The organism is Kitasatospora sp. NPDC059817, from assembly GCF_042731835.1.
Classification (GTDB): Bacteria; Actinomycetota; Actinomycetes; order Streptomycetales; family Streptomycetaceae; genus Kitasatospora.
Map to the genome: position 1 here is coordinate 28704 of NZ_JBHWIR010000028.1, position 25454 is coordinate 54157.

At 72.2% G+C, this 25454-nt stretch carries 18 protein-coding genes; 11 read left to right on the forward strand and 7 right to left on the reverse strand.

All coding sequences use genetic code 11. The features are described 5' to 3' along the window. Nucleotides 1-180 precede the first annotated feature (180 nt). From ACFV61_RS09040 to ACFV61_RS09070, 7 genes are all read left to right on the forward strand, one after another. Nucleotides 181-921, forward strand: coding sequence for a hypothetical protein (locus tag ACFV61_RS09040; RefSeq protein ID WP_079135799.1), 741 nt, complete (start codon nucleotides 181-183; stop codon nucleotides 919-921). A gap of 94 nt (nucleotides 922-1015) precedes the next feature. Next, a complete protein-coding gene (lysX, locus tag ACFV61_RS09045; RefSeq protein WP_079135798.1) occupies nucleotides 1016-2572 on the forward strand; it encodes a bifunctional lysylphosphatidylglycerol synthetase/lysine--tRNA ligase LysX in 1557 nt (518 codons plus the stop codon). A 262-nt stretch (nucleotides 2573-2834) separates the two neighbouring features. Further along, nucleotides 2835-3272, forward strand: coding sequence for a BlaI/MecI/CopY family transcriptional regulator (locus tag ACFV61_RS09050; RefSeq protein ID WP_380490814.1), 438 nt, complete (start codon nucleotides 2835-2837; stop codon nucleotides 3270-3272). Between the two features lie 10 nt (nucleotides 3273-3282). Then, nucleotides 3283-3819, forward strand: a complete 537-nt coding sequence (locus ACFV61_RS09055; protein WP_063348826.1) for an amino-acid N-acetyltransferase — start codon at nucleotides 3283-3285, stop codon at nucleotides 3817-3819. A 91-nt stretch (nucleotides 3820-3910) separates the two neighbouring features. Next, on the forward strand, nucleotides 3911-4261 hold the full coding sequence (locus ACFV61_RS09060; RefSeq protein ID WP_063348825.1) for an Lsr2 family protein: 351 nt from the start codon (nucleotides 3911-3913) through the stop codon (nucleotides 4259-4261). Nucleotides 4262-4911: 650 nt separating this feature from the next. Then, entirely contained in the window at nucleotides 4912-7431 is a 2520-nt protein-coding gene (locus tag ACFV61_RS09065) for an ATP-dependent Clp protease ATP-binding subunit (RefSeq protein ID WP_063348824.1), read from the forward strand. Nucleotides 7432-7772: 341 nt separating this feature from the next. Then, nucleotides 7773-10130, forward strand: coding sequence for an immune inhibitor A domain-containing protein (locus tag ACFV61_RS09070; protein ID WP_380490816.1), 2358 nt, complete (start codon nucleotides 7773-7775; stop codon nucleotides 10128-10130). A gap of 99 nt (nucleotides 10131-10229) precedes the next feature. Here ACFV61_RS09070 and ACFV61_RS09075 read toward each other — a convergent pair whose 3' ends face one another. After that, on the reverse strand, nucleotides 10230-11423 hold the full coding sequence (locus ACFV61_RS09075; protein WP_380490817.1) for a threonine aldolase family protein: 1194 nt from the start codon (nucleotides 11421-11423) through the stop codon (nucleotides 10230-10232). A gap of 373 nt (nucleotides 11424-11796) precedes the next feature. Between ACFV61_RS09075 and ACFV61_RS09080 the strand changes: the two genes are divergently transcribed. Next, nucleotides 11797-12723, forward strand: a complete 927-nt coding sequence (locus tag ACFV61_RS09080) for a M23 family metallopeptidase (protein ID WP_380490819.1) — start codon at nucleotides 11797-11799, stop codon at nucleotides 12721-12723. Nucleotides 12724-12775: 52 nt separating this feature from the next. On the opposite strand, the gene ACFV61_RS09085 is transcribed toward ACFV61_RS09080, so the two are convergent. After that, nucleotides 12776-13411 (reverse strand): TetR/AcrR family transcriptional regulator, encoded by a 636-nt coding sequence (locus tag ACFV61_RS09085; protein WP_380490820.1) that lies wholly within the window; start codon nucleotides 13409-13411, stop codon nucleotides 12776-12778. Between the two features lie 219 nt (nucleotides 13412-13630). Between ACFV61_RS09085 and ACFV61_RS09090 the strand changes: the two genes are divergently transcribed. After that, nucleotides 13631-15232 (forward strand): MDR family MFS transporter, encoded by a 1602-nt coding sequence (locus tag ACFV61_RS09090; protein WP_363617784.1) that lies wholly within the window; start codon nucleotides 13631-13633, stop codon nucleotides 15230-15232. Nucleotides 15233-15317: 85 nt separating this feature from the next. On the opposite strand, the gene ACFV61_RS09095 is transcribed toward ACFV61_RS09090, so the two are convergent. Beyond that, complete coding sequence (locus ACFV61_RS09095; RefSeq protein ID WP_063351300.1) at nucleotides 15318-16193, reverse strand: A/G-specific adenine glycosylase; 876 nt, start codon at nucleotides 16191-16193, stop codon at nucleotides 15318-15320. A 266-nt stretch (nucleotides 16194-16459) separates the two neighbouring features. On the opposite strand from ACFV61_RS09095, the gene ACFV61_RS09100 reads away from it, so the two are divergent. Further along, entirely contained in the window at nucleotides 16460-17341 is an 882-nt protein-coding gene (locus tag ACFV61_RS09100) for a hypothetical protein (protein ID WP_063348818.1), read from the forward strand. A gap of 199 nt (nucleotides 17342-17540) precedes the next feature. On the opposite strand, the gene disA is transcribed toward ACFV61_RS09100, so the two are convergent. Both disA and radA read right to left on the reverse strand, forming a co-directional pair. Continuing rightward, nucleotides 17541-18599 carry a DNA integrity scanning diadenylate cyclase DisA gene (gene disA / locus ACFV61_RS09105; protein ID WP_063351299.1) on the reverse strand — a complete coding sequence of 353 codons (1059 nt, stop codon included), beginning with the start codon at nucleotides 18597-18599 and terminating at the stop codon, nucleotides 17541-17543. Nucleotides 18600-18800: 201 nt separating this feature from the next. Continuing rightward, nucleotides 18801-20312 (reverse strand): DNA repair protein RadA, encoded by a 1512-nt coding sequence (radA, locus tag ACFV61_RS09110; protein ID WP_063348817.1) that lies wholly within the window; start codon nucleotides 20310-20312, stop codon nucleotides 18801-18803. Nucleotides 20313-20484: 172 nt separating this feature from the next. Here radA and ACFV61_RS09115 point away from each other — a divergent pair, with 172 nt between their 5' ends. After that, a complete protein-coding gene (locus ACFV61_RS09115) occupies nucleotides 20485-22380 on the forward strand; it encodes a hypothetical protein (RefSeq protein WP_380490822.1) in 1896 nt (631 codons plus the stop codon). A gap of 45 nt (nucleotides 22381-22425) precedes the next feature. On the opposite strand, the gene ACFV61_RS09120 is transcribed toward ACFV61_RS09115, so the two are convergent. Next, complete coding sequence (locus ACFV61_RS09120) at nucleotides 22426-23760, reverse strand: DUF1254 domain-containing protein (RefSeq protein WP_380490823.1); 1335 nt, start codon at nucleotides 23758-23760, stop codon at nucleotides 22426-22428. Between the two features lie 83 nt (nucleotides 23761-23843). Next, on the reverse strand, nucleotides 23844-25193 hold the full coding sequence (locus ACFV61_RS09125; protein WP_380490824.1) for a DUF1254 domain-containing protein: 1350 nt from the start codon (nucleotides 25191-25193) through the stop codon (nucleotides 23844-23846). Nucleotides 25194-25454: the final 261 nt, after the last annotated feature.

The window sequence follows — 25454 nt, forward strand, 5'->3', positions numbered from 1 at the left end:
GCGCCCCCCCCCCCCGCCCCCCCCCCCCCCCCCGCCCCCCCCGCGGCCCCCCCGGGCGCGCGGGGGGGGCCCCCGACGCGCGTCCTCCCCCCACCCCCGCGGCCGATTCCGCCGGGCCGAACGTGGGGCGTCGGCGCGACGCTACCGACAAATCGGATATTCCTCACGTAGTGTCAGCCCATGCCTACGCCACACGGATCGCGCGGCGGCATGGCCTTCAGCGCCGACGAAGTCCGCGTGCTGCGCCGCGCCCTCGCCCAAGCCCTGCACCCCGCCGTCCCCGTCCACCTCCAGCTCCCCGACCGTCCGGTGTTCGCCGGGCCGGGCGCCGAGCTGTGGGCGGAGGACGTCCAGGACGCGCTGCGTCTGACCGAGGCGATCGACGAGGCCGTCCAGGAGGGCGGCCGGCTGCGCGCCTTCCTGCTCGCCGACCTCGGGCGCTACCGGGCAGCCCTGCCCGGCAGTGCCCCCGGCTACCTGGAACGCCTGGAGGAGGCCGTGACCGACGGCTACCTGCCCGGCCCGGAGGACCTCACCGCGCTGCGCGGACTGACCCGCCAGCCGTGCGGCCACGGCGAACGCGCCCGCCGCTCCCGGCTGGCCGGCCGCTGCCACGCGCTGGCCGAGGCCGCCGTCCGCGAGCGGCTCGCCCTCACCACCGGGCAGCACCGCCACCTCGTCGTCGTACCGAGCCCCGCCGCACCCCCGAGCAGTCTCCCCACCCCTGTTGGAGGACGGATCACGATGAGCAGCACCGACTCCCCCGCCGAGCGGCCCACCGCCCCCCAGAACCCGCCCCGCCCGCACCGGATGCCCACCCCGGCCGAACTCTTCGGGCGCCGCCCCAAGCCCCCCGCCCACCCCGCGCCCCCGGCCGCCCCGGATCCCGACGAGATCGAACTCGCCACCGGCACCGGCTGAGCCGCCCGCGCCCGAGGAGGGGGACCGCCGACGCGGTCCCCCTCCTGCGTTATCCCGTGGCGGAGCACGGTGTGTGGCTGGCTACCCTTGTGGGGTGAGCGATCAGAGCCCCATCCCCGCGACCGACGACCTTCCCGAGCAGATGCGCGTCCGGCGCGAGAAGCTGGACCGGCTCCGGGCGGCCGGTGTCGACCCCTACCCGGTCGGCTTCCCCCGCACCAGCACCATCGCGGACCTGCGCGCCAAGCACCCCGACCTGGAGCCCGACACCGCGACCGGTGAGCGGGCCGGCGTCACCGGCCGGGTGATCCTCTCCCGCACCGGCGGCAAGCTCTGCTTCGCCACGCTGCGCGACGGCACCGGCGACCTCCAGGTGATGTTCTCCCTGGACAAGCTGGGAGCGGAGCGGCTGGCGGCCTGGAAGACGGACATCGACCTGGGCGACCAGGTCGGCGTCGAGGGCGAGGTGATCACCTCCAAGCGCGGCGAGCTGTCCGTGATGGTGGACCGCTGGGAGCTCACCGCCAAGTGCCTGCGCCCGCTGCCGGACAAGCACAAGGGCCTGACCGACCCGGAGGCCCGGGTCCGCCAGCGGTACGTCGACCTGATCGTCAACCCCGAGGCCCGCGAGATCCTGCACCTGCGCAGCAAGGTGGTCCGCTCGATCCGCCGCACCTACGAGGACCGCGGCTACATCGAGGTCGAGACCCCGATGCTGCAGCCGGTGCACGGCGGCGCCAACGCCCGCCCGTTCAAGACGCACATCAACGCGTACGACATCGACCTCTACATGCGCATCGCCCCCGAGCTGTACCTCAAGCGGTTGGTGGTCGGCGGCGCCGAGAAGGTCTTCGAGATCAACCGCAACTTCCGCAACGAGGGCGCGGACTCCACCCACAACCCGGAGTTCACCTCGCTGGAGTCGTACGAGGCGTACGGCGACTACGACACCCAGGCCGAGCTGATCCGCGAGACGATCGTCAACGCGGCCCGGGACGCGCTGGGCACCACGGTGATCAAGGGCCTGGACGCGCACGGCGTGGAGCACGAGATCGACCTGGCCGAGCCGTGGGAGGAGGTCTCCGTCTACCCGGGCATCTCCGCCCGCCTGGGCGTCGAGGTCACCCCGGAGACCGGCGTCGAGGAGCTGCGCAAGCTGGCCTTCGACCACGGCATCCCGTTCGACAAGGACTGGGGCCACGGTCAGATCGTGCTGGAGATGGTCGAGCGCCTGCTGGAGGAGAACGCCGTCCGGCCGACCTTCATCAAGGACTACCCGACCGAGGTCTCCCCGCTGACCCGCCAGCACCGCTCGGTGCCGGGCGTGGCCGAGAAGTGGGACCTGGTGATCTTCGGTACCGAGATCGGCACCGCCTACTCCGAGCTGGTCGACCCGGTCGAGCAGCGCGCCCGCCTGACCGCGCAGTCCCTGCTGGCGGCCGGCGGCGACGTCGAGGCGATGCAGATCGACGAGGACTTCCTGCGGGCCCTGGAGTACGCGATGCCGCCGACCGGCGGCCTCGGCCTCGGGGTGGACCGCCTGATCATGCTGCTGACCGGCAAGAACATCCGGGAGACCGTGCTCTTCCCGCTGGTGAAGCCGGAGGCGAAGGCTTCCGCCGCGACGGCGGAGAAGACCGAGGAGGAGTGACTGATGGACTACGTCAGCGCGATCGTGCCGCCGCTGGTCATGGCGATCGGCTTCGGATTCCTGGTGCGGGCCATCATCCGCAGCCAGGGCGGAGCCCAGAAGGCCAAGGAAGACCTCGACTGACCCGCGAGCGAACCCGCGACTGACACCGTCAGCCGCCGAACCACCGACGCGCCGCCATTCCCGATTCCGGGGGTGGCGGCGCGCCGGTTTGGCGCACTTCACAAGATTTGCCCCATTCACTCCCTATCCTGGCCGCACTATGGTCCGGCAACTCGGTGAACTTGAGAACGCCATCATGACCCGGGTGTGGCAGTGGAACCGACCGGTGACGGTTCGCGAGGTTCTCCTGGATCTGCAGTCGGAACGCGAAATCGCGTACACCACGGTGATGACCGTCCTGGACAAGCTCCACAGAAAGGGCTGGCTGCGCCGCGAGCGGGTCGGCCGGGCCTATCGATATGACCCGGTCTCGTCCCGCGAGGCGTACACCGCGGCGCTGATGAACGACGCGTGGGCCACCAGTGACAATCCGGCCGCGGCCCTGGTGCACTTCTTCGGCCTGATGTCGCCCGGCCAGCGCGAGGCACTGCGGGACGCCTTGCGGGTCGCCGCTCTGTTCCCGTCGGATCCGGCCCCCGCCGAATCCGCGGAGCCGGGACCGGATACCGGGGAGACCCCGCCGGGCGCGACACGATAACGTCCCGGCCATGGAGGTCACCATCCGCCGTGCGCGGACCACGGACGTGCGGACCGTACGCGGGCTCATCGACGCCTACTCACGCAACGGCATTCTGCTCGACAAGCCCACAGTCACACTGTTCGAATCCGTCCAGGAGTTCTGGGTCGCCGAACGCGACGACACCGGTGCGGTGGTGGCCTGCGGCGCCCTGCACGTGATGTGGGAGGACCTGGCCGAAGTCCGCACGCTCGCCGTCGATCCGTCCTGCCGGGGCTTCGGGGTCGGACATCTGCTGCTGGAGAAGCTGCTGCAGACCGCACGCTGGCTCGGCGTCCGTCGGATTTTCTGCTTGACGTTCGAGGTTCCGTTCTTCGCGAAACACGGTTTCGTCGAGATCGGTGAGCTTCAGGAAACCGATGATGGTACGACAGACCCGGCGGCGATCGCTACGGATGTCTATGAAGAACTTCTCCGCTCGTACGATGAAGGTGTCGCGGAGTTCCTTGACCTGGAGCGGGTGAAGCCCAACACACTGGGCAACTCGCGCATGCTGCTGCACCTCTGAGCGGCTCCGCGCCGGTCAAGGGTTTGTGTTTTCCGGAGAAAGGCGCTTTCCTTTCCTTAGGCAATGGGTCGTTTAGCGGAAAGGGAAGCCCGTGGCACAGAGGGTGCAGGTCATTCTTGAAGACGATCTCGACGGTGGTTCGGCGGACGAGACGGTGACGTTCGCGCTCGACGGCGTTGCCTACGAGATCGACCTGAAGAGCGCCAACGCGGACAAGCTGCGCGGTCTGCTGGCGCCGTACGTGGAGAAGGGCCGCAAGCAGAGCGGCCGGCTCGCCGGCCCGCGGCGCCCGGGTCGCGGCACCGCGCCGCGCCCCTCCGGCAGCGCGCCGGACACCGCGAAGATCCGCGCGTGGGCCAAGGAGCAGGGCATGGAGGTCAACGACCGCGGCCGGGTGCCGAGCACCGTCCGCGAGGCCTACGACAAGGCCAACGCGTCCTGACCCCGGCGCCGCCGGAACGCCGGAGCGGATGCGGGGCCCCGGCGGCCGCACACGGCGCCGACGACACACGCGCGGGGCGCGGAGGACTCTCCTCCGCGCCCCGCGGCGCGCACCCCGGGGGCCGCGGCGCCACCGGTACCGGGGGGCGTCCGGGGCGCGGGCTCGGGCGGCGGAACAATCACGAGCTGTGCAACGCTGTAAGGGCGAAGCGGTAACGCCGGCACCACCGGGCGGCGTACCTGCCGCACCGGCCGTGCCGAACCGCCGTCGCCGCGACGCGACTTCTCGCCAGGCGAACACCGCCACCGCGGAAACTGCGCGAGAAGCGCCCCGATACCGGGTATGAATGCAGGTGGACGGGTTCTCGGACCCGTCCAGGGGCAGCATGCGTGACCGGCCGGAGACGGCCCGGCTCCGCCCCGGCGGTTCTTGTTCGCCGATGGCGTAGCGGTATCCGGTGCATCCGGGCCACCTGTGGGAACACCGTTTCCCAGCATCAGGTTGGGATTGGTGTCGGATGGTCGCGCAGCATCTCGCTCCCGTACCGGGGAGTGAATCCGTGGGCCGCGCCGCTGAGCGGGACTAGCATGCGGAAGGACAGGGCGGGGACCGACCCCGAACTGCCCGACCGCTCTGAGGAGCGATAAACGATGTTCGAGAGGTTCACCGACCGCGCGCGGCGGGTTGTCGTCCTGGCTCAGGAAGAAGCCCGGATGCTCAACCACAACTACATCGGCACCGAGCACATCCTCCTGGGTCTGATCCACGAGGGCGAGGGCGTCGCCGCCAAGGCCCTGGAGAGCCTCGGGATTTCCCTTGAGGCCGTGCGCCAGCAGGTCGAGGAGATCATCGGCCAGGGGCAGCAGGCCCCGTCCGGCCACATTCCCTTCACCCCGCGGGCGAAGAAGGTCCTGGAGCTGTCGCTCCGGGAGGCGCTGCAGCTCGGCCACAACTACATCGGCACCGAGCACATCCTGCTCGGTCTGATCCGCGAGGGCGAGGGCGTCGCCGCCCAGGTCCTGGTCAAGCTGGGCGCCGACCTCAACCGGGTGCGCCAGCAGGTCATCCAGCTGCTCTCCGGCTACCAGACCGGTGGCGGCAAGGAGTCGGCCACGGCCGGCGGGCCCGCCGAGGGCACCCCGTCGACCTCACTGGTCCTGGACCAGTTCGGCCGCAACCTCACCCAGGCCGCCCGCGAGGCCAAGCTCGACCCGGTCATCGGGCGCGAGAAGGAGATCGAGCGGGTCATGCAGGTGCTGTCCCGCCGCACCAAGAACAACCCGGTCCTGATCGGCGAGCCCGGCGTGGGCAAGACCGCCGTGGTCGAGGGCCTGGCGCAGGCGATCGTCAAGGGCGAGGTCCCGGAGACGCTCAAGGACAAGCAGCTCTACACGCTGGACCTGGGCGCCCTGGTGGCCGGCTCGCGCTACCGCGGTGACTTCGAGGAGCGCCTGAAGAAGGTGCTCAAGGAGATCCGCACCCGCGGCGACATCATCCTGTTCATCGACGAGCTGCACACCCTGGTCGGCGCGGGCGCCGCCGAGGGCGCCATCGACGCCGCCAGCATCCTCAAGCCGATGCTGGCCCGCGGCGAGCTGCAGACCATCGGTGCCACCACCCTGGACGAGTACCGCAAGCACCTGGAGAAGGACGCCGCGCTGGAGCGCCGCTTCCAGCCGATCCAGGTCGCCGAGCCGTCGCTGCCGCACACCATCGAGATCCTCAAGGGTCTGCGCGACCGCTACGAGGCCCACCACCGGGTCTCCATCACGGACTCCGCGCTGGTCGCCGCCGCCACCCTGGCCGACCGCTACATCTCGGACCGCTTCCTGCCGGACAAGGCGATCGACCTGATCGACGAGGCCGGCTCCCGAATGCGCATCCGCCGGATGACCGCGCCGCCGGACCTGCGCGAGTTCGACGAGAAGATCGCCGACGTGCGCCGCGAGAAGGAGAGCGCGATCGACGCGCAGGACTTCGAGAAGGCCGCGTCCCTGCGCGACGACGAGAAGCAGCTCCTCCAGGCCAAGGCCAAGCGCGAGAAGGAGTGGAAGGCCGGCGACATGGACGTCGTCGCGGAGGTCAACGAGGAGCTCATCGCCGAGGTCCTGGCCACCGCCACCGGCATCCCGGTCTTCAAGCTGACCGAGGAGGAGACCTCGCGGCTGCTGCGCATGGAGGACGAGCTGCACAAGCGCGTCATCGGCCAGAAGGACGCCATCAAGGCGCTCTCCCAGGCCATCCGGCGCACCCGTGCGGGCCTCAAGGACCCGAAGCGCCCCGGCGGCTCGTTCATCTTCGCCGGCCCGTCCGGCGTCGGTAAGACCGAGCTGTCCAAGACGCTCGCCGAGTTCCTCTTCGGCGACGAGGACGCGCTGATCGCGCTCGACATGTCCGAGTTCTCCGAGAAGCACACCGTCTCCCGGCTCTTCGGTTCGCCCCCCGGGTACGTGGGCTACGAGGAGGGCGGCCAGCTGACCGAGAAGGTCCGCCGCAAGCCGTTCTCCGTCGTCCTCTTCGACGAGGTCGAGAAGGCCCACCCGGACATCTTCAACTCGCTGCTGCAGATCCTGGAGGACGGTCGCCTGACCGACTCCCAGGGCCGCGTGGTCGACTTCAAGAACACCGTCATCATCATGACGACCAACCTCGGCACCCGGGACATCTCCAAGGGATTCAACCTGGGCTTCGCGGCCACGGGTGACTCCACGACCGGGTACGAGCGGATGAAGGCGAAGGTCGGCGAGGAGCTCAAGCAGCACTTCCGCCCCGAGTTCCTGAACCGCGTCGACGACATCGTGGTGTTCCACCAGCTGTCCGAGGAAGACATCATCCAGATCGTCGACCTGATGATCGACAAGGTGGACGGCCGCCTCAAGGACAAGGACATGGGCCTGGAGCTCAGCGTCGAGGCCAAGAAGCTGCTGGCCAAGCGCGGCTACGACCCGATCCTGGGTGCCCGGCCGCTGCGTCGCACCATCCAGCGCGAGATCGAGGACCACCTCTCCGAGAAGATCCTCTTCGGCGAGCTGCGGGCCGGCCACATCGTGGTCGTCGGTGTCGAGGGTGAGGGCAAGGAGGCCAAGTTCACCTTCCGCGGTGAGGAGAAGTCGGCCGTCGCGGACACCCCGGCCGAGGTCGCCTCGTCCGGTCCGGACCTGACGAAGTAGCAACATTTAACAGACAACTTCACAGCTACCGAGCCCCCGGCGTCCGCGCCGGGGGCTCGGTGCGTTCCGGCCGGCCGGACCGGGGGTGCCCGTGGGCGAGGGCGGATGGCCTCGCGGCGGGCTGGTGCGGGTGCGTCCGATTTCTCAGTAAGCTTTAACGGACATACGGTTGACATATGGTCAGCTGATGGGAAGTTGCGCAGGATAGCGCCGTGGCCATGTCATGGTCAAGGGCTATCTTTTTTGTCCACGCTTGTATCAAATGACGTCCACCTGTCTTTCATTTTGGTTTGCCGGGCTTTGGCCAAGAGCTGGCCCCGGTCGGGGAGGACGTCACAACTTTGAAGAACATCAGGAGATCCGCTGCGGCTGCCACGGCCGCAGCGGTCATAGTCGCGCTCGGCGCGGGCCTGTTCCCGGCCACCGCCGTCGCCGCGGGCTCGGCTCCCGCACCCAGGGACCCGGCCGACGCCGTCCAGTCCGCCAACATCGAGCACAACCTGCCGGGCCCGCTGACCGAGAAGGTCGAGGCCGAGCAGAAGGCCGCCACCGAGCAGCTGATCGCGGGCACCGCCCAGGTCGAGCAGCACAACGGCAGCAGCAGCATCAAGCTGGGCAAGGACAAGTACGTGGAGCTCGGTCGCGAGCGCACGGACAAGATCTTCACCATCCTCGTCGACTTCGGCGACCAGGTGGACAACACCACCAAGACCGCAGACGGCAAGGTCATGTACGGCGGTGAGGCCGGCCCGAAGCACAACGAGATCGAGAAGCCGGACCGCGCCAACGACAACTCGACCGCCTGGCAGGCCGACTACAACCAGCAGCACTTCCAGGAGCTGTACTTCTCCAAGGACAAGCCCTCGCTGAAGACCTTCTACGAGAAGCAGTCCTCGGGCCGCTACTCGGTCGACGGCGTGGTCTCGGACTGGGTGCGGGTGCCGTGGAACGAGGCCCGGTACGGCTCGGACTACTGCGGCTCCAACGTCTGCGACAGCGCCCAGGACCTGATCCGCGACGCCGTGGACATCTGGTACAAGGACCAGATCGCCAAGGGCCAGACCAAGGAGCAGCTCAAGGCCACCCTGGCGTCGTACGACCAGTGGGACCGCTACGGTTCCCACAACGACGGGAACTTCAACCAGCCCGACGGGTACATCGACCACTTCCAGATCGTGCACGCCGGTGAGGACAAGTCGGCCGGCGGCGGCAAGCAGGGCAGCAAGGCCCTGTGGGCCCACCGCGCGTACGCCTACGGCAACCTGAACGGCCAGGCGGGCCCGGCCGACAACAAGCTCGGCGGCGTCCAGGTCGGCGACTCCGGCTTCTGGATCGGCGACTACACGATGCAGCCGGAGAACGGCGGCCTCGGCGTCTTCGCCCACGAGTACGGCCACGACCTCGGTCTGCCGGACCTCTACGACACCGCCGGCACCGGCATCGACAACTCGGTCGGCTTCTGGTCGCTGATGTCCTCCGGTTCCTGGCTGGGCGAGGGCAAGGGCGCCATCGGCGACATGCCGAACGACCTCGACGCCTGGAGCAAGCTCAAGCTCGGCTGGCTGAAGTTCGACAAGGCCAAGGCCGGCACCGAGTCGACCCACCACATCGGCCCGGTCGAGTACAACAGCAGCCTCCCGCAGGCCCTGGTCGTCGAGCTGCCGAAGAAGACCATCCCCACCGACATCAACAAGCCCGCTTCGGGCAAGAGCGAGTGGTGGAGCGGCAGCGCCGACAACCTGAACGTCACGCTCACCCGTGACATCGACCTGACCGGCAAGACCAAGGCCAGCCTGAACGCCAAGGCCTGGTACGAGCTGGAGGCGAACTTCGACTACGCCTTCGCCGAGGTCTCCACCGACGGCGGCACCAACTGGACCGCCCTGGACGGCACCTGGAACGGCAAGCCGATCACGAAGGACGCCGGCGGCCGCGCGGCCCTGACCGGCCTCACCGCCGCCTGGGGCGACGTGTCCTTCTCGCTGGACGCCTACGCCGGCAAGGCCGTCAAGGTCCGCTTCCACAACACCACCGACGGTGGCCTGCACTACCGCGGCTTCGCCGTCGACGACATCTCGGTGACCGCCGACGGTTCGACGATCTTCAGCGACGACGTCGAGAACGGTGACAACGGCTGGGTGGCCAAGGGCTTCACCCGCTTCGCCGGCAGCTACACCAAGGACTACGGGCAGTACTACATCGCGGAGAACCGCCAGTACGTCTCGTTCGACCAGACCCTGAAGACCGGCCCGTACAACTTCGGTTGGGGCAACAGCCGGCCGAAGTGGGTCGAGTACTACCCGTACCAGCCCGGTCTGCTGATCTGGTTCTGGGACGAGTCGCAGCCCAACAACAACGTCAGCGCCCACCCGGGCCACGGTCTGATCCTGCCGATCGACTCGCACCCGACCCCGCTCAAGTGGAGCGACGGCGCCCTGCTGCGTCCGCGCATGCAGGGTTACGACTCGACCTTCGGCTCGCGCAAGACCAGCCAGCTGACCCTGCACAAGAACGGCGTCGAGACGATCGTCCCGAAGGCCAAGGGTGTCGACGAGTTCTCGGACCTGAAGTCGTGGTGGTCCAAGGACAACCCGTACAGCGGCGTGGACGTCCCGAAGACCGGTACCAGCATCGAGGTCGAGAACGAGTCCTCGAACTACCTGGAGACCTGGATCCGGGTCCGCCCGGTCGACAACTGATCGGTCGAGCAGTAGCGATCAGCCTGTGACCAGGCGGTTCTGACCCACCACGTCCGGCCCGTCCCCGCATCGCGCGGGGGCGGGCCGGACGCTTTCCGGTCAGGCCCCGCCGCGGCTCCCGCCGGCCCCGGCGCCCCGGGCCGGCAGCCGGCCCAGGAAGGCGGCGGCCGCCTCGGCGACGTCCGCCGCCGTCCAGTCGAGCGCGGACGCCGACACCGTGACCTCCGTCATCGCCAGGCCCGGCAGGTCCCGCTCGCGCCAGCCGCCGAACAGGGCGACCCCGGTCTCCTCCGCCAGCCCCAGCCCGGCCTCGTCCAACTCCCCGGCGGCGTACGGCAGCCAGAGCTGGAACTGGTGGGTGTGCGGCGAGGCCGGGTGCACCCGGGCGCCGGGGACCGCCGCGAAGGCCGCGTCCAGCGCCTCGGCGACCACCTTGGCGTGCGTCACGTACCCCTCCAGCAGCGGGAGTCGGGCATCCAGGCCGGCCAGCGCGGCGAGCGCCGCCGGCCACTGCTGGTAGAGCTGGCCGCCGTACCGGTGCCGCCAGGCCTTGGCGGTGCGGACGAAGCCCCGCGAACCGGCCAGCGCGGCGCCGCTGATGCCGCCGAGCGTCTTGTAGAAGGACACGTAGACCGAGTCGGCCAGCGCGACGATCTCCGGCAGCGGGTGCCCGAGGTGGAACACCGACTCCCAGATCCGGGCACCGTCCAGGTGCAGGGCCGCGCCGCACTCCTCCCGGACGACCCCGGCCAGCGCCGCCAGCTCCGCCCAGTCGGGCAGCACGAAGCCGGCCTCGCGCAGCGGCAGCTCCAGGCTGAGCGCGGCGTACGGCTCGTCGAAGGAGCGCAGCTCCGCGACGGTGGGCTGGCGCGGGGCCATGGTCGGCCAGACGCTGCGCAGGCCGGTCAGCACGCCGAGCGCGTGCCGCTCGTGCTGGTCGGTGTGGGCCAGCGGGTGGGTCGCGACGGTGCGCAGCCCGGCCGCCTCGGCGTGGATCCGCAGGGCGACCTGCTGGGCCATGGTGCCGGTGGGGAAGAAGGCCGCGTCCTCGGTGCCGAGCAGGTCGGCGACCGTGCGTTCCAGGGTGCGGACCACGCCGTCGCCGTACTGGTCCGGGCGGTGGTCCAGGTCGCGGCCGCCGCCCTCCCCCGCGAGGGCGGCGAGGCGTTCGCGCATGCTCTGCGGCCGGTCGCCGGACAGGATCCGCTCGCAGCCGCGCAGGGCGGCGAAGCGGCGGTCCGGCAGGCTCGGGCGGTCATTGCCGTCGAGGTCTTCGCTCCTGTTGCCATACATGCGTCGATGGTCCCCCAGCGGGCCCGCCAGGTCAGCGGGGCGGACGGCGGAAAGGGGTGTGCGGCCGACCCAAACCCTGGACGGGCGTGGCGCTGGTCACACCGGCCGGGCTCCCGCCGGGCGCGGTACGACCGGCGGTAGTAGCCCGGCTGCGGGCGCGGGCGGCCTGCCGCGGGCCGGTGGCAGACGATCGGATCTCATGATCATTACTCCGTCAGCTTGAATCTCCGGCGCAACGCCGACTACACGCCGTAGTACGTCACGCCGTTTGGGACTCCGCTCGGTGACCGTTACACCTGAGTGGTCCCCCGCTCAGCACGCGCCCGAACGGGCACTTCGTGCTGCCCTCGTCCACCGTGAGGTACGGCTACCGATGTCCTCTGTCCCGCCCGTGGGGCCGGTCCTGCGCCGGCTCGCCGCCCGTACGGCGGCCCAGGCGGCGGCCTGGCAGCCCCGGCTCGGCCATGCCGCCCGCACCCATGCCGCGCCGCTGCGCGCGCTCGCCGCGCCCCGGCACCCGCAGGCCGGCGGGCACCCGCAGGCCGAACGGGAGCGCGCGGTGGTCGCCGCCGGGGCGGCCGCGGTGCTGCTCGCCGGCGCGCTGCTGGTGGCCGCGCCCGGCAGCGCCTCGGCACAGACCGTCCGGCCCACCACGCCCGGCAGCTCGGCCTTCACCGCGCCGCAGGCCGCCGTGCCCAGCCCGGGGCTGGTCCAGGTGGCCGGACCGAGCCCGTACCGACTCCCGAACGACGGCGACTCGGCGCAGGAGTTCGTGGCGGTGGCCGCCAACCTGCTGCCGGTGGAGCCGCCCGTCGCCGGCGCGCCGGCCGAGGCCCCCGCGCCGGGGCCCGAGGCCGCGCCCGCACCGGAGCCGGCTCCGGCTCCGGCTCCGGAGTGGTCGGCCCCGGTACCGGACGCGCCGACCAGCAATCCGTACGGGGCGGCCAACTCCGAGTACGCCGCCGGATACCACACCGGGGTGGACTTCGCGGTCGACCCGGGCACGCCGCTGCTGGCGGTCGGGAACGCGACGGTGGTGTCGGCCGGCTGGGACGGCTCGTACGGCAAGGAGGTCGTGCTGCGGCTGGCGGACGGGCACTACGCGCAGTACGCGCACCTGTCCTCGCTCGGGGTCACGACCGGGGACCAGGTGTCGGCCGGCGAGCAGATCGGGCGGTCCGGGAGCACCGGCAACTCGACCGGGCCCCATCTGCACTTCGAGATCCGCACCAGCAACCGCTACGGCGCGGTGGTGAACCCGATCGCGTTCCTCGCGGGGCACGGCGTCACCGACTTCTGAGTCCGGCCCCGGCTACCGGTCCGCCCGACTGCCCGCCCGTCCGCCCGTCCGCTCAGGAGTGGGCGGGGGCCGGGGGGCCGATCCGGCCACCGATCTCCAGCGCGATCTCCCGGGCCGCCCCGATCGCGTCCTCCAGGGTGGCCGCCGGCGGCCAGGACTCGCCCCACACGTTGTCGCCGTGGTCGCAGTCCGCGGTGTCCTGCTTGAGCAGGAACATCGCCGAGTGGACGGTGAACAGCGACATCGTGGCGCGCAGCCGCTCCCGGAAGTCGGCGTCCGGCCCGTGCACCAGCTGGATCATCGTGATCATGCGGTCCTTGAACGCCAACCCGGCCGCGGACTCGCGCAGCGCGGGCTGGTTCTCGTGGAAGAAGCGCAGCAGCGGCGCCCGCTCGGCCATCCCGTCCGCGAAGCGGCGGATCAGCTCGTCGCGCATCTCCGGGCTCCAGGACTGCTGCCGGCCCCACGCGATGGTCTCGTCGATCGGCGCGGCCATCCGCTCCACGATGCCCAGGACGATGTCGTCCTTGGTCTTGAAGTGGTAGTAGAGCGCGGCCTTGGTGACGCCGAGGCGGTCGGCGATCTCGCGCAGCGAGGTCTGCTCGTAGCCCTGCTCGGAGAAGAGCTCCAGGGACACCTCGATGATGCGGGACCGCGTGTCGCTGCGGGGGCTGTGCGGAGTGCCCATGGCCTGCCTCATGAGTGCGTCGGTGACTGCTGCGGACCCCGGTGGCGTCCGCCCCGGGCCTATTCTCCCTGCCCAGGCAGCCGGGCGGGAAACTGGCTTGACGACCGGCTAGTAAACAACTTACCGTGCCGACGGTCCACAAACTAGCCGGGCGTCAAGTAAGTGAATCACTGCGCGGCCTCCGCCCGTCCGAAACACCCCTCCGGGAGACACCACCTCATGTCACAGTCCAAGACCACCGGCCCGGTACCGGAGGAGAAGTCAGCCGAGGAGGAGCAGCCGCGGTCACCCCGCGAGATCCGCCTCGTCATGGTCGGCCTGGTCGTCACCATGCTGCTGGCCATGCTCGACAACCTGATCGTCGGCACCGCGATGCCGACCATCGTCGGCGACCTCGGCGGCGCCGAGCACCGGTCCTGGGTGGTCACCGCCTACACCCTGACCACCGCCGCCTCCACCCCGATCTGGGGCAAGCTCGGCGACATGTACGGCCGCAAGGGCAGCTTCCTCACCTCGATCGTGATCTTCCTGGTGGGCTCGGCACTGTCCGGTCTGTCGCAGAACATGACCGAGCTGATCGGCTTCCGCGCCGTACAGGGCCTGGGTGCCGGCGGTCTGATGGTCGGCGTCATGTCGATCATGGGCGCACTCGTCCCGCCGCGCGACCGCGGCAAGTACCAGGGCATGTTCGCCGCGGTGATGGCCCTCGCCACCGTCGGCGGCCCGCTGGTCGGCGGCTTCATCACCGACCACCTGAGCTGGCACTGGACCTTCTACATCAACCTGCCGCTCGGCGTGGTCGCGCTCGCCGTGGTCATCGTCACCCTGAAGCTGCCGAAGGTCCGCAACACGGCCCGGATCGACTACCTGGGCGCGATATTGCTCACCACCGGCATCACCTCGCTGGTGCTGATGACCACCTGGGGCGGCCAGCAGTACGCCTGGGGCTCCAATGAGATCCTCGGCCTGATCGCGCTCTCCGTCGCCTCGCTGATCGGCTTCTGCTACGTGGAGCAGCGTGTCGAGGAGCCGATGCTGCCGCTGGCCCTGTTCAAGAACCTGAACTTCACCCTGGTCTCGATCATCGGCTTCATCGTCGGCTTCGTGATGTTCGGCTCGACCTTCTTCCTGCCGTTCTACCAGCAGATCGTCCAGGGTGCCTCGGCGACCAACTCCGGTCTGCTGCTGATGCCGTTGATGTTCGGCATGCTGGTGGTCTCGCTGGTGGTCGGCCAGGCCGTCACCAGGACCGGGAAGTACCGGATCTACCCGATCATCGGCACCATCGTGATGACCGGTGGCATGATCCTGCTCTCCACCATGGGCGTCGGGACCAGCAGCTTCACCTCGGCCTGCTGGATGGTCGTGCTCGGCGCCGGCATGGGCTTCCTGATGCAGATCACCATGCTGGTCGCCCAGAACAGCGTCGAGCTCAAGGACATGGGCGTGGCCAGCTCCACCGCCACCCTGTTCCGCACCATCGGCGGCTCCTTCGGTGTCGCGCTGTTCGGCGCGCTGTTCAACAACCGGGTGAAGGACACCATGACCGCGCGGCTGGGCGAGCAGGCCTCGGCCGGCGGCGGGGCCAAGGACCCGGGCGAGATGAGCCCGGCCGAACTGCGCAAGCTGCCGGAGCACGTCCAGGACGCCTTCCACCACGCGGTGTCCAACGGCACTCACACCGTCTTCCTGTGGGGCGCCGGGTTGGCCGTGGTCGCGATCGCCGCCGCGGTGTTCATGCGCGAGGTGCCGCTGCGCGGTACCGGCACGGGCAAGGCGGACAAGTCCGCCGAGGCCTCGCTGGAGGCGGCGGCCGTCTGACCGCCCTCCCGCCGACACGACGGCGCCCCCGGAGGAATCCTCCGGGGGCGCCGTCCCGCGTTCGTGGCCGACTACTCGTGGCCGACTACTGGGGAAGGCGGTAGACGCCCTGCTCGACGGGCTCCACCAGGCCGTCCGCGACCAGACCGTCCAGCGCCCGGGCCCGCTGCACCGCGTCCGGCCAGACCGCGTCCAGCCGGGCCTGCGGCACCGAGCCGTGCGACTCCCGCAGCACCGCGAGCAGCTTGCCGCGCACCTGCCGGTCCGTCCCCTCGTAGGTCTGGCCGCGCCGGGCCGGGCCCTCGTACGGCGGGCGGCCGGCCCGCTGCCAGGCGCAGTGGGCGAACAGCGGGCAGCCCCCGCACTCCGGGCCGCGCGCGGTGCAGACCAGCGCGCCCAGCTCCATCACGCCGACCGCCCAGGTGGCCGCGGTCTCGGCGTCGTCGGGCAGCAGCGCCGTCGCCGTGCGGCGCTCGGCGGCCGTGGTGGCCTGGGCCGGGTACTCGACGCCGGACACCGCGCGGGCGAACACCCGGCGGACGTTGGTGTCCAGCACCACGTGCCGCTGGCGGAAAGCGAAGGAGGCGACCGCGGCGGCCGTGTACTCCCCCACCCCGGGCAGCGAGAGCAGGGTGGCGTGGTCGTCCGGCACCTCGCCGCCGTGCTCCTCGGTGATCGCCACCGCGGCCGCGTGCAGCCGCAGCGCGCGGCGCGGGTAGCCGAGCCGGCCCCACATCCGGACCGCCTCGCCGGGCGCATCGGCCGCGAGGTCCGCCGGGGTGGGCCAGCGGGTCAGCCACGCCTCCCAGGCGGGCAGCACCCGCTTCACCGGGGTCTGCTGGAGCATGAACTCGCTCACCATGATCGCCCAGGGCGTCGCCTCGGGCGTCCGCCAGGGGAGGTCGCGCTTGTCGGCCTCGTACCAGTCGAGGACGGTCGCGTGCAGCAGCGGCAGCGGCATCGGCGGCCGGACGGCGTCCGGCGCGGCGCCTGCCGGGGGGACGGGGGCGGGGGTGACGGTGATGGCAGCCATGGCCCTTCGATCCTCCCATGTCGACGGGCGCGACCGAAGCGGAGAGAAGCGCTCCGGATACCCCCGTGGATCTCCCGGAAACTTACCGCTTCAGAGCTCCCTCGAACGGCGCAAATGGCGGATCATGTGAAGGAAGGGGCGACTGTGCGGTGTTGGTGCGTCAAGCGGCACACACAGTCTCGTAGAGTTTGGGCGTGCCCTCTCTGCGTCAACCCGTGGGACCGCTGCCGGCCTCGATCTACTGGCGTCGGCGCGTCGTCGTGCTCGTCGCCGTCGCGGCGGTCGCCGCCCTGATCGCCTGGCTGATGATCGATCAAGACGGGGGCGGTGACGGCGGCTCATCGAGCAAGGCCGCGCAGGCCGTTCCGTCCCAGAGCCAGACCCCCGCCCAGTCCATCACGCCCGGTGCGTCGCCGAGCGGCCCTGCGGCGCGCCCCGGCGGCGGCAGCGGCGGCAACGCGAGCGGCGGCCCGGTGGCCGGCTCCGGCGGCGGCGAGGTCAGCCTCAGCACCGGCGGCACCGGCGGCGGTGCCAACCCGGCTCCTGCCACCGGCGGGGGCACGGGTGGCGGCGCGGCGGCGGGCGGCGGTGCAGCCGGCAGTTCCGGCGGCGCGGGCGGCACGGGCGGCGGCGCCCCGGTGGTGAACACGCCCGAGGTGATGGCGCTTCCGGTCTGCGCCTCCTCGCAGGTCACCCTGGAGCTGGCCAGCGCGCAGAACTCGTACCAGCCCAAGGACAAGCCGCGGCTCTCGCTCACCGTGAAGAACGCCTCCGGCGCCAACTGCCGGGTGGACCTGGGCCGGGCGGCCTCCGCGATCACCGTGACCGCCAGCAACGGCGACCGGGTCTGGTCCTCCGGCGACTGCCCGTCCGACCGCGGCAGCAGCTGGGTGCAGATCCCGGCCAACAACGGCCTGACCGAGACGTTCACCTGGGACCGCAGCCGCAGCAAGCCGCAGTGCGCCACCGCCGACCCGGCGCCCCCCGCGGCGGGCACCTACCTGGTGGTCGCCGACCTCACCGGGCTCTCCGGCGGCCAGGTCTCGGCGCGCTCCTCGATCCGCCTGGACAGCTGAACCACCCTCAACTCGACTCGAAGCCCCCGGCCGACGCGGCCGGGGGCTTCGGCGCCTCACGGGCCGGTCGGGGTGCGCCGGTCGGGGTGGCTCGACGAGGGGGGACTCGACGGGGTGACTCGGCGGGGTGCACGACGGCCCCCGGGGCGTTCCCCGGGGGCCGTGCGCGGCGGTGCGTCAGGTCGGACGTGGCGCCTGGTCAGACGTAGCGCTCCAGGATGGACGATTCGGCCAGCCGGGACAGGCCCTCGCGGACCGAGCGGGCCCGGGTCTCGCCGACGCCCTCGACCGTCTGCAGGTCGTCGATGCTGGCGGCGAGCAGCTTCTGCAGGCCGCCGAAGTGCTCGACCAGGCGCTCTATCACCGTGTTGGGCAGGCGCGGGATCTTCGCCAGCAGCCGGTAGCCGCGCGGCGAGACCGCGGAGTCCAGCGACTCCGGGGAGCCCGAGTAGCCGAGCGCCTTGGCGACCGTCTGAAGGTCCAGCAGCTCGGCGTGGGTGAGCGCCTCCAGGTCGGCCAGCACCTCGTTGACCGTCCGGCCCTTCTTGGCGGCCCGCTCCGGGAAGTAGTCCCGGGCGACCAGTTCGCGCTCCGGCTCCACGCCCGCGATCAGCTCGTCCAGCTGGAGCGAGAGCAGCCGACCGTCGATGCCGAGTTCCAGCACGTAGCCGGCGATCTCGGTGGCGATCAGCCGGACCATCTCCAGCCGCTGGGCGACGGCGGTGACGTCCCGGACCGTCACCAGGTCCTCGATCTCCAGCGCCGACAGCGTGCCGGCCACCTCGTCCAGGCGCAGCTTGTAGCGCTCCAGGGTGGCCAGCGCCTGGTTGGCGCGGGACAGGACGGTGGTGGAGTCCTCCAGCACCCGGCGGGTGCCGTTGACGTACATCGCGATCAGCCGCATCGAGTGCGAGACCGCCACCACCGGGAAGCCGGTCTGCCGGTTGACCCGCTCCGCGGTGCGGTGGCGGGTGCCGGTCTCGTCGGTGGGGATGGTGGAGTCCGGCATCAGGTGCACGCCGGCCCGGACGATCTTGGTGATGTCCTTGTCCAGCACCACCGCGCCGTCCAGCTTGCACAGCTCGCGCAGCCGGGTCGCGGTGAACTCGACGTCCAGGACGAAGCCGCCGGTGCAGATCGACTCGACCGTCTTGTCGAAACCGAGCACGATCAGGCCGCCGGTGTTGGCCCGGAGCACCCGCTCCAGGCCATCGCGCAGCCCCGTGCCGGGTGCGATGGCACTGAGGGAGGCCCGCAGCAGGGCCTCCTCACGGGAGGCCTTGTCCGCCCCCCGGTCGCTGGCTGCCACGTGACTCCTCCGGTCGACCCCGTGCCGCGCGCCTCGCGCCGTGCGCCGGTCCGCGGTCTGTTGCTCTGTCGCTCAGTACCGCTCGGTACTGCCTTCTGGCCAATGAGACTGGGGAAAGTCTAACTGCGTGCGGCATCGACAGGGCTTGGGTCAGCGCAGTTCGTCGGAGTCGACCGGCTCCCAGCCCTCCATCAGCTCCTCCGGGTGCGCGACGACCCGGGCCGCGCGCGGGGCCGGCGGCGCCGACGGCGCCTCAGCACGCGCCTCAGCGCGCGGCTTGGCGGCGGCCCGGCGACGGCCCGGGATGGCCCGCAGCGCCTCGCCGATGTCGGCCACCTCGACCACCTTCATGCCCGGCGGCACCTTGCCCGGATCCGGCGGGACGAGGGCGTGCGTGAAGCCCAGCCGGTGCGCCTCGGCGAGCCGCCGCTGCACCCCCGTCACCCGCCGTACCTCGCCCGCCAGACCGACCTCGCCGATCGCCACCAGGTTGCTGGGCAGCGGGGTGTCCGAGGAGGAGCTCGCCACCGCGAGCGCGATCGCGAGGTCGGCGGACGGCTCGCTCAGCTTCACCCCGCCCACCGTCGCGGTGTAGATGTCCTGCTTGCCGAGCTTCACCCCGCCGTGCCGCTCCACCACGGCCAGGATCATCGCGATCCGGGGCGACTCCAGGCCCGAGGTGGTGCGCCGCGGGGACGGGATCTGCGAATCCACCATCAGCGCCTGCACCTCCGCCACCAGCGGGCGCTTGCCCTCCAGGGTGACGGTGAGGCAGGTACCCGGGACGGGCTTGTCACGCCTGGTCAGGAAGAGGCCGGACGGATCGGCCAGGCCGACGATGCCCTCGTCGTGCAGCTCGAAGCAGCCCACCTCGTCGGTGGCGCCGTAGCGGTTCTTGATCCCGCGGATGAGCCGCAGCCGGGCGTGCCGGTCCCCCTCGAAGCTGAGCACCACGTCCACCAGGTGCTCCAGCAGGCGCGGGCCGGCGATCTGGCCGTCCTTGGTGACGTGGCCGACCAGCAGCGTCGCCATGCCGCGCTCCTTGGACACCCGGATCAGCGCGCCCGCCACCTCGCGGACCTGGGCCGGACCGCCGGGGGCGCCGTCCAGCTCGGCGGAGGCGATGGTCTGCACCGAGTCCAGGATCAGCAGACCGGGGTTGACCGCGTCGATGTGCCCGAGCACCGCGCCGAGGTCGGACTCGGCGGCGAGGTAGAGGTGCTCGGAGAGCGCGTTGATCCGGTCGGCGCGCAGCCGGACCTGACCGGCCGACTCCTCGCCGGTGACGTAGAGCGTGCGGTGCCGGTCGGTGGCGGCCTTGGCCGCGACGTCCAGCAGCAGGGTGGACTTGCCGACGCCGGGCTCGCCGGCCAGCAGGACGACCGCGCCGGGGACCAGCCCGCCCCCGAGCACCCTGTCCAGCTCCGGCACGCCCGTCGAGCGGGCCGTCGCGACCTGGCCGTCCACCTGGCCGATCGGACGGGCCGGCGAGCTGACCGGGCCCGCGGCCGTCGTCCGGATCGGCACCGCGCCGTACTCCTCGACCGTGCCCCAGGCGTTGCACTCCGGGCAGCGGCCGACCCACTTGGGCAGCTGGTTGCCGCACTCGGTGCAGCGGTACGCCGGGCGCGGCTTGGCGGTGGTCTTGGTACGGGCAGCCATGCGGCCCACCGTAGCGCCTGGGTCCGACAACGCCCTGCTCCGCCGGAACCGGGCCCGAACTCCACCGGAACCGGGCCCAAACCCACACAGATGGGCGATGTTGTTACCCGAAAGAAGTACATACACGGCGAATGGCCGAGGTACGCCGCCCGCCGTCTCTACCGTCGGACGGGTGACAACGCGTACTGAAGGGCCGCCGGCCGCCGTGCTGGCGGCGTACGACCGGCAGGTGGACGGCCTGTTCACCTACTGTCTCTCGGTGCTGTGCGAGCACGACGCGGCCGCCGGCGCCCTGCGCGAGGCCCGCGAGCTGGCACGGCGGCACGGCGCCCGGCTGACCGAGCCCGGGCTGGTCCGGGCCTGGCTGTTCTCGCTGGCCCGGTACTGCTGCCTGCGGCGGCTCGCGGACGGCGCCGGGCGGGACGCCACGGCGGAGCCGACCGAGGCCGAGGCGGCCCGGCGGCGGCGCGAGCTGGCCTCGCTCGCCTGGCCGGAGGCGGCCGGCACCGACCCGGAGCAGCGCGAGGCGCTGGAGCTGTCCGTCCGGCACCGGCTGACCCCGCACGAGGTGGCGGCGGTGCTGGGCCTGCCGTTCGAGCGGACCCGCGCGCTGCTCGCCGCCGCCGAGGCGGAGGTGGCCCGGACCAGGGCGGCGCTGCTGGTGCTCGGGGTGGGCAGCTGCCCGGAGCTGGACCGGCTCGGCGGGGCCGGGGCGGAGTCCTGGCGGGACTGGGTGCTCGGCCCGGCGCTGCGCCGGGAGCTGGTGCAGCACGTGGTGGACTGCCCGACCTGCCGGGGGACGGCGGAGCGGGTGGCCGGCGAGGTGCCGGAGGGCGCGGCGGCGCTGTCCGGGCTGCCGTTGCTGGCGGCGCCCGCCCCGACCCCGACGACCTCCCCAGCGCCCTCGGGCGAGGGAGGCGAGGGAGGCGAGGGAGCGGCGTACCTGCCGTCGGCGGCCGGTGCGGTGCGGCGGGCGGGGGCGGTGCCGTCGGCCGAGCCGGGGCTGCGGTTCGACCAGGGCGGCTTTCCCCGGCACCGGGCGCCGGACGCGGGCCGGGCGCTGGCGGTGCGTCGGCGGGTGGTGACCACCGGGGTGCTCGCGGCCGTCCTGGCGGCGCCGGTGGTCGCCCTGTGGGCGGGGCACCGGAGCAGCGGGGAGGGGACGGCGGCCGCGGTGTCCACGGTGCGGGTGGAGGAGGCCGGGCGGACGGGCGGGCAGCAGCCGTCGAAGCCGTGGCCGGCGGCGGGCACGACGGCGGGCACGGGGCTGCCGGGGGTGCCGGGGATGGAGTTGGCGGGTGCGGGGGCGGGGGGTGCAGAAACGTTGCCCCTCGGCTTTCCGCGGCTGACCCTCCAGGGCCCGGCGGTCCCGGTACCGGCCCACGGGGCGACCCCGATCGGCAGTCCGACCCTGGTCGCCGCGCCCGCACCCGCCGTCGGCCAGGCACCCGCGCCCGGCGGCGGCCCGGGCGGCGCCGAACCGGCCCCGGCCGGGCTGCTCACCGTCGAGGCCGCCGAGTACGGCAGCCGGACCGTCCTCACCCTCACCGACTCCGGCACCACCGAGATCCATTGGCACGCCGTGACGGACGCCGGCTGGCTGCGGCTCAGCCGCGACTCCGGCACCCTCGCACCGGGCCAGCGGATCACCGTGACCGTCACCGTGGACGAGGACCTCGCGCCCACCGCGCACTGGACCGCCCGGATCGCGCTGCCGCCCTCGCAGGCGGTGGTCACCCTGGAGGGCGGACCGCACAACCGGGGCGGCTCGGCCTCCTCCCCCGCCGCTCCGGGGACGTCGGCATCGGCGTCGGCGTCGGCGTCGGCGTCGGCGTCGGCCACGACGGACCCGCAGCCGAGCAGTTCCCCGCAGCCGTCGGTGCCGGCCACGGCGGCTCCGTCCCCGTCGGGGTCGCCGTCGTCCTCCGCTCCCTCGCCGTCGCCGTCCTCCTCGGCGTCGTCCTCGCCTTCGCCTTCGTCGTCAGCATCGGCATCGGCGTCCGCGCACCCGTCCTCGCCACCGCCCTCGGGCACCCCGACGGGCACCGCGACCCCGGCTCCGCACTGAGCGTCCGGTGTCCCCCTCGACGTCCGCGCCCGGCGGCGTCGGCGGTCAGCTCCGGTCGATCGGCGGCACCCGGTAACTGCCGTCCAGCACGGCCGGCTTCGGCTGGTAGAGCCGGATGATCGGCCGGAACTCGCCGACCGGGGCGGGCAGCCAGTTGGCCGCCTCCACCTCGTCCTCGGGCTGCTCGTGCTGGAGCGTCAGGGTGAGCGAGCCGTCCTCGCCGTACACCAGGCCCGGGGTGCGGTCGCCGATCGTGTAGCGCTCGATCGGGTTGTCCACCAGGTAGTAGTCCGGCAGCGCGTACATCGTGACGGACCAGAACGCCTCGGCGGGCGGTGGCTGGTCGAACCGCAGTGTGTAGCGGTGCGCGCCGCTGAGCGGGCGGCCGCCGGAGTCGTCGTAGGTCATCGCGAACGAGGCCTCGTAGGCGTGGTTGCCCCAGAGGCCGGCCCGGGCGGCGGCGGCCCGGCTGAGGTAGCCGGCGCGGCGGTCGGGGATGCGCCACTCGGGGTCGTCGAGGGTGCCGGGGCCCAGGTGGTCGATGTTGTAGTCGAACAGATGGAGCGCCGAGCGCCACTCGCCGGGCGGGTGGTCCTCGGGCGGGCGGGTGGCGTCCTCGACCCGTTCGCGGCCGGCGGCCAGGCCCTTGGCCAGCGCGAGGGTCCAGTCCGCGGCGGCCGCACGGTACGGCGAGGTGCCCTCGTCGAGCAGGCCGAGCGGGGCGAAGCGCTGCTGGTACTCGACGTCCGGACCGGCCGGTGGGAAGGCCTGCATCCAGACCCGAAGCCGTTCGAAGAAGGCCAGCCGCTCGGGCACCTCCGGATCGGGCTCGGGCAGTCCGGCGACCAGCCCGCCGGGCTCCAGCGGCTCCAGGGTGAGGGCCTTCTGGAGGGCCCTGACCCGGCGGAGGTCGTCCGGCCCGGTGCAGGCGAAGCGGCCGACGATGGTCGCCACCGTGGTCGGCGCCTCGATCACCCGGGCCGGGTCGGACGGGGTGCCGTGCCAGCCGGGCGGGACGATCAGCCAGGTCTGCTCGCCGGTGCCGGTGGCACGGCTGCCGACGTAGGCGACGTTGTCCGTCCACGCGCCGACGACCTGCAGCACGTAGTAGGCGCCCGCGGTGTCCGGGACGCGCAGCACCTGCGGGCCTTCGGAGAGGTCGAGCTGGGCGATCGAGTAGAGGGTGTCGTTGTTGACCGAGACGAAGTGGTCCTTGGGCCCGGCCAGCCGGGTGGCGTGGCTGAAGTGGTTGAACGACGCCGCCGGCAGGGTGCCCAGGCCGCCCCGGGAGAAGCGCTCGACCATGGTGAGGTCGGCGACGATCGGGTAGCCGTAGACGTAGGCGTCGGCGGCCAGGGCCTCCAGCTCGGGGTGGTTCATCGGGGTGTCCTTCGTCCGGTCGGCGCGGTCTCTGCGGTGCGGATCCCTGCGGTGCGGATTTCTGCGCTGCGGGTCAGCTCGGGTCAGCTCGGGTCGAGCGGCGGGAGGTGCCAGCGGCCGTCGAGGACGGACCGGTCCGGGCCGTGGAGCCGGACGACGACCGTGAACGGGCCGTCCGGGGCGGGCAGCCAGTTGGCGGAGTGCTGGGCGTCGGCGGGCCGCTTGTGCCGGAGGTGGAGGGTGAGCCCGCCGTCCGGGTCGCGGACCAGGCCGGGGGTGCGGTCGCCGATCGCGTAGCGGTCCAGGGTGTTGTCGACCAGCAGGCGGTCCGGGAGCGCGTACATGGTGGCGGACCAGAAGTACCGGGCCGGCGGCAGGTCGTCCGGGCCGAAGCGGACGGCGTAGTCGCGGTCGCTGGCGTTCGGCGGCCGGTTGCCCGCGCTGTCCGCCGCCCAACCGCCGCACCAGGCTTCCTCGATGGGCAGCCCGTAGCGGCCGAGCCTGGCGCCGAGGGCCTGGCGGAGGAAGTCCCCGCCGATCCGCTCACGGGTGCCGAAGAGTGCGGCCGGCGCGGTGGGTTCGGATTCGGCGGCGGCGCGCTCCAGCCGTGCGCGGCCGTCCGCGATACCGCGCTCGATCTCGGCCCGGACCTCGATCGGCAGCGTGGCGGGCTCGAACTCGCCGCGCCCGTCGACGCCGAGGTCGGTGAGGCGGCCGCGCAGGTCGACCTCGGCGGGCGGCAGCTCGACGGGCCCGCGGAGCGGGAAGAAGCCGAGCAGGAAGTCGAGGAAGCTGAGGAACTCGACGGTGTCCAGCACCTCCTCGCGCCAGACCGGCCAGACCGGCTCCGGCGCGGGGGCGGGCGCCGGGGTGCCGGCGTACTCGTGCAGCGGGCGCAGCCGGTACTGCTGCTGGACGGCCTTCAGTTCGGCGATGTCCGCGGGGGTGTCGCCGGTGAGGTGGGTGCGGCCGAGGATGCCGACCAGGCGGGTGGCGGTGCGGAGCACGCCCCGGATGCCGGGCGGGGGCTCGCCCTGCCAGTCGGGGCCGGCCACCAGGTAGTCGCCGGCCTCCTGGCCGGTGCTCCGGGCGCCGACGAACCCGGCGTACACGGTGTCGAGTTCGTGCAGCGGGAGGACGTAGTAGCGGTCCGCGGCCGGGACGGACACCACCCACGGTTCGGCGCGCAGGTCGAGCCAGGCCCAGGAGTGCGGGGTGTCGTTGTCGGGGGAGGCGACGTCGGTGTCGGCCGGGGTGAACGGCTGCGAGCGGTGGCGGAAGACGCCGAAGCCGCCGACGTACCCCGGGTCCGCGTCGTCCAGTGCCTGCGCGTACAGGGTGCGGTAGTTCTGCAGGATCGGGTAGGCACGGATCCAGGCCTCGGCGGCGGTCGCGCGGATCGTGGCCGGGTCCACGAGTGCCGGGTTGGCCATGCTCGTCGCTCTCCCCAGTGCACGGAAGGCCGGCGGCGCAGGCGCGCACCGGAATTCGGGACATATGAGTACATAGGGGATGCTATGCGGGGTGGGGCGGGTCAGCATGTCGGGTGGCCCGACGCTTCCCGGGCGCCGGGCCCGGGGGTGGGGGGGGGGGGCGGCGCCCGGAGCCAACCCCCCCAGCCCCGGGCGCGGGAGCGCGGGCTGGGGGACGGCGGGGGGGAAGGGAAGGGGAACAACAAAAAGTAAGGGGCGGAC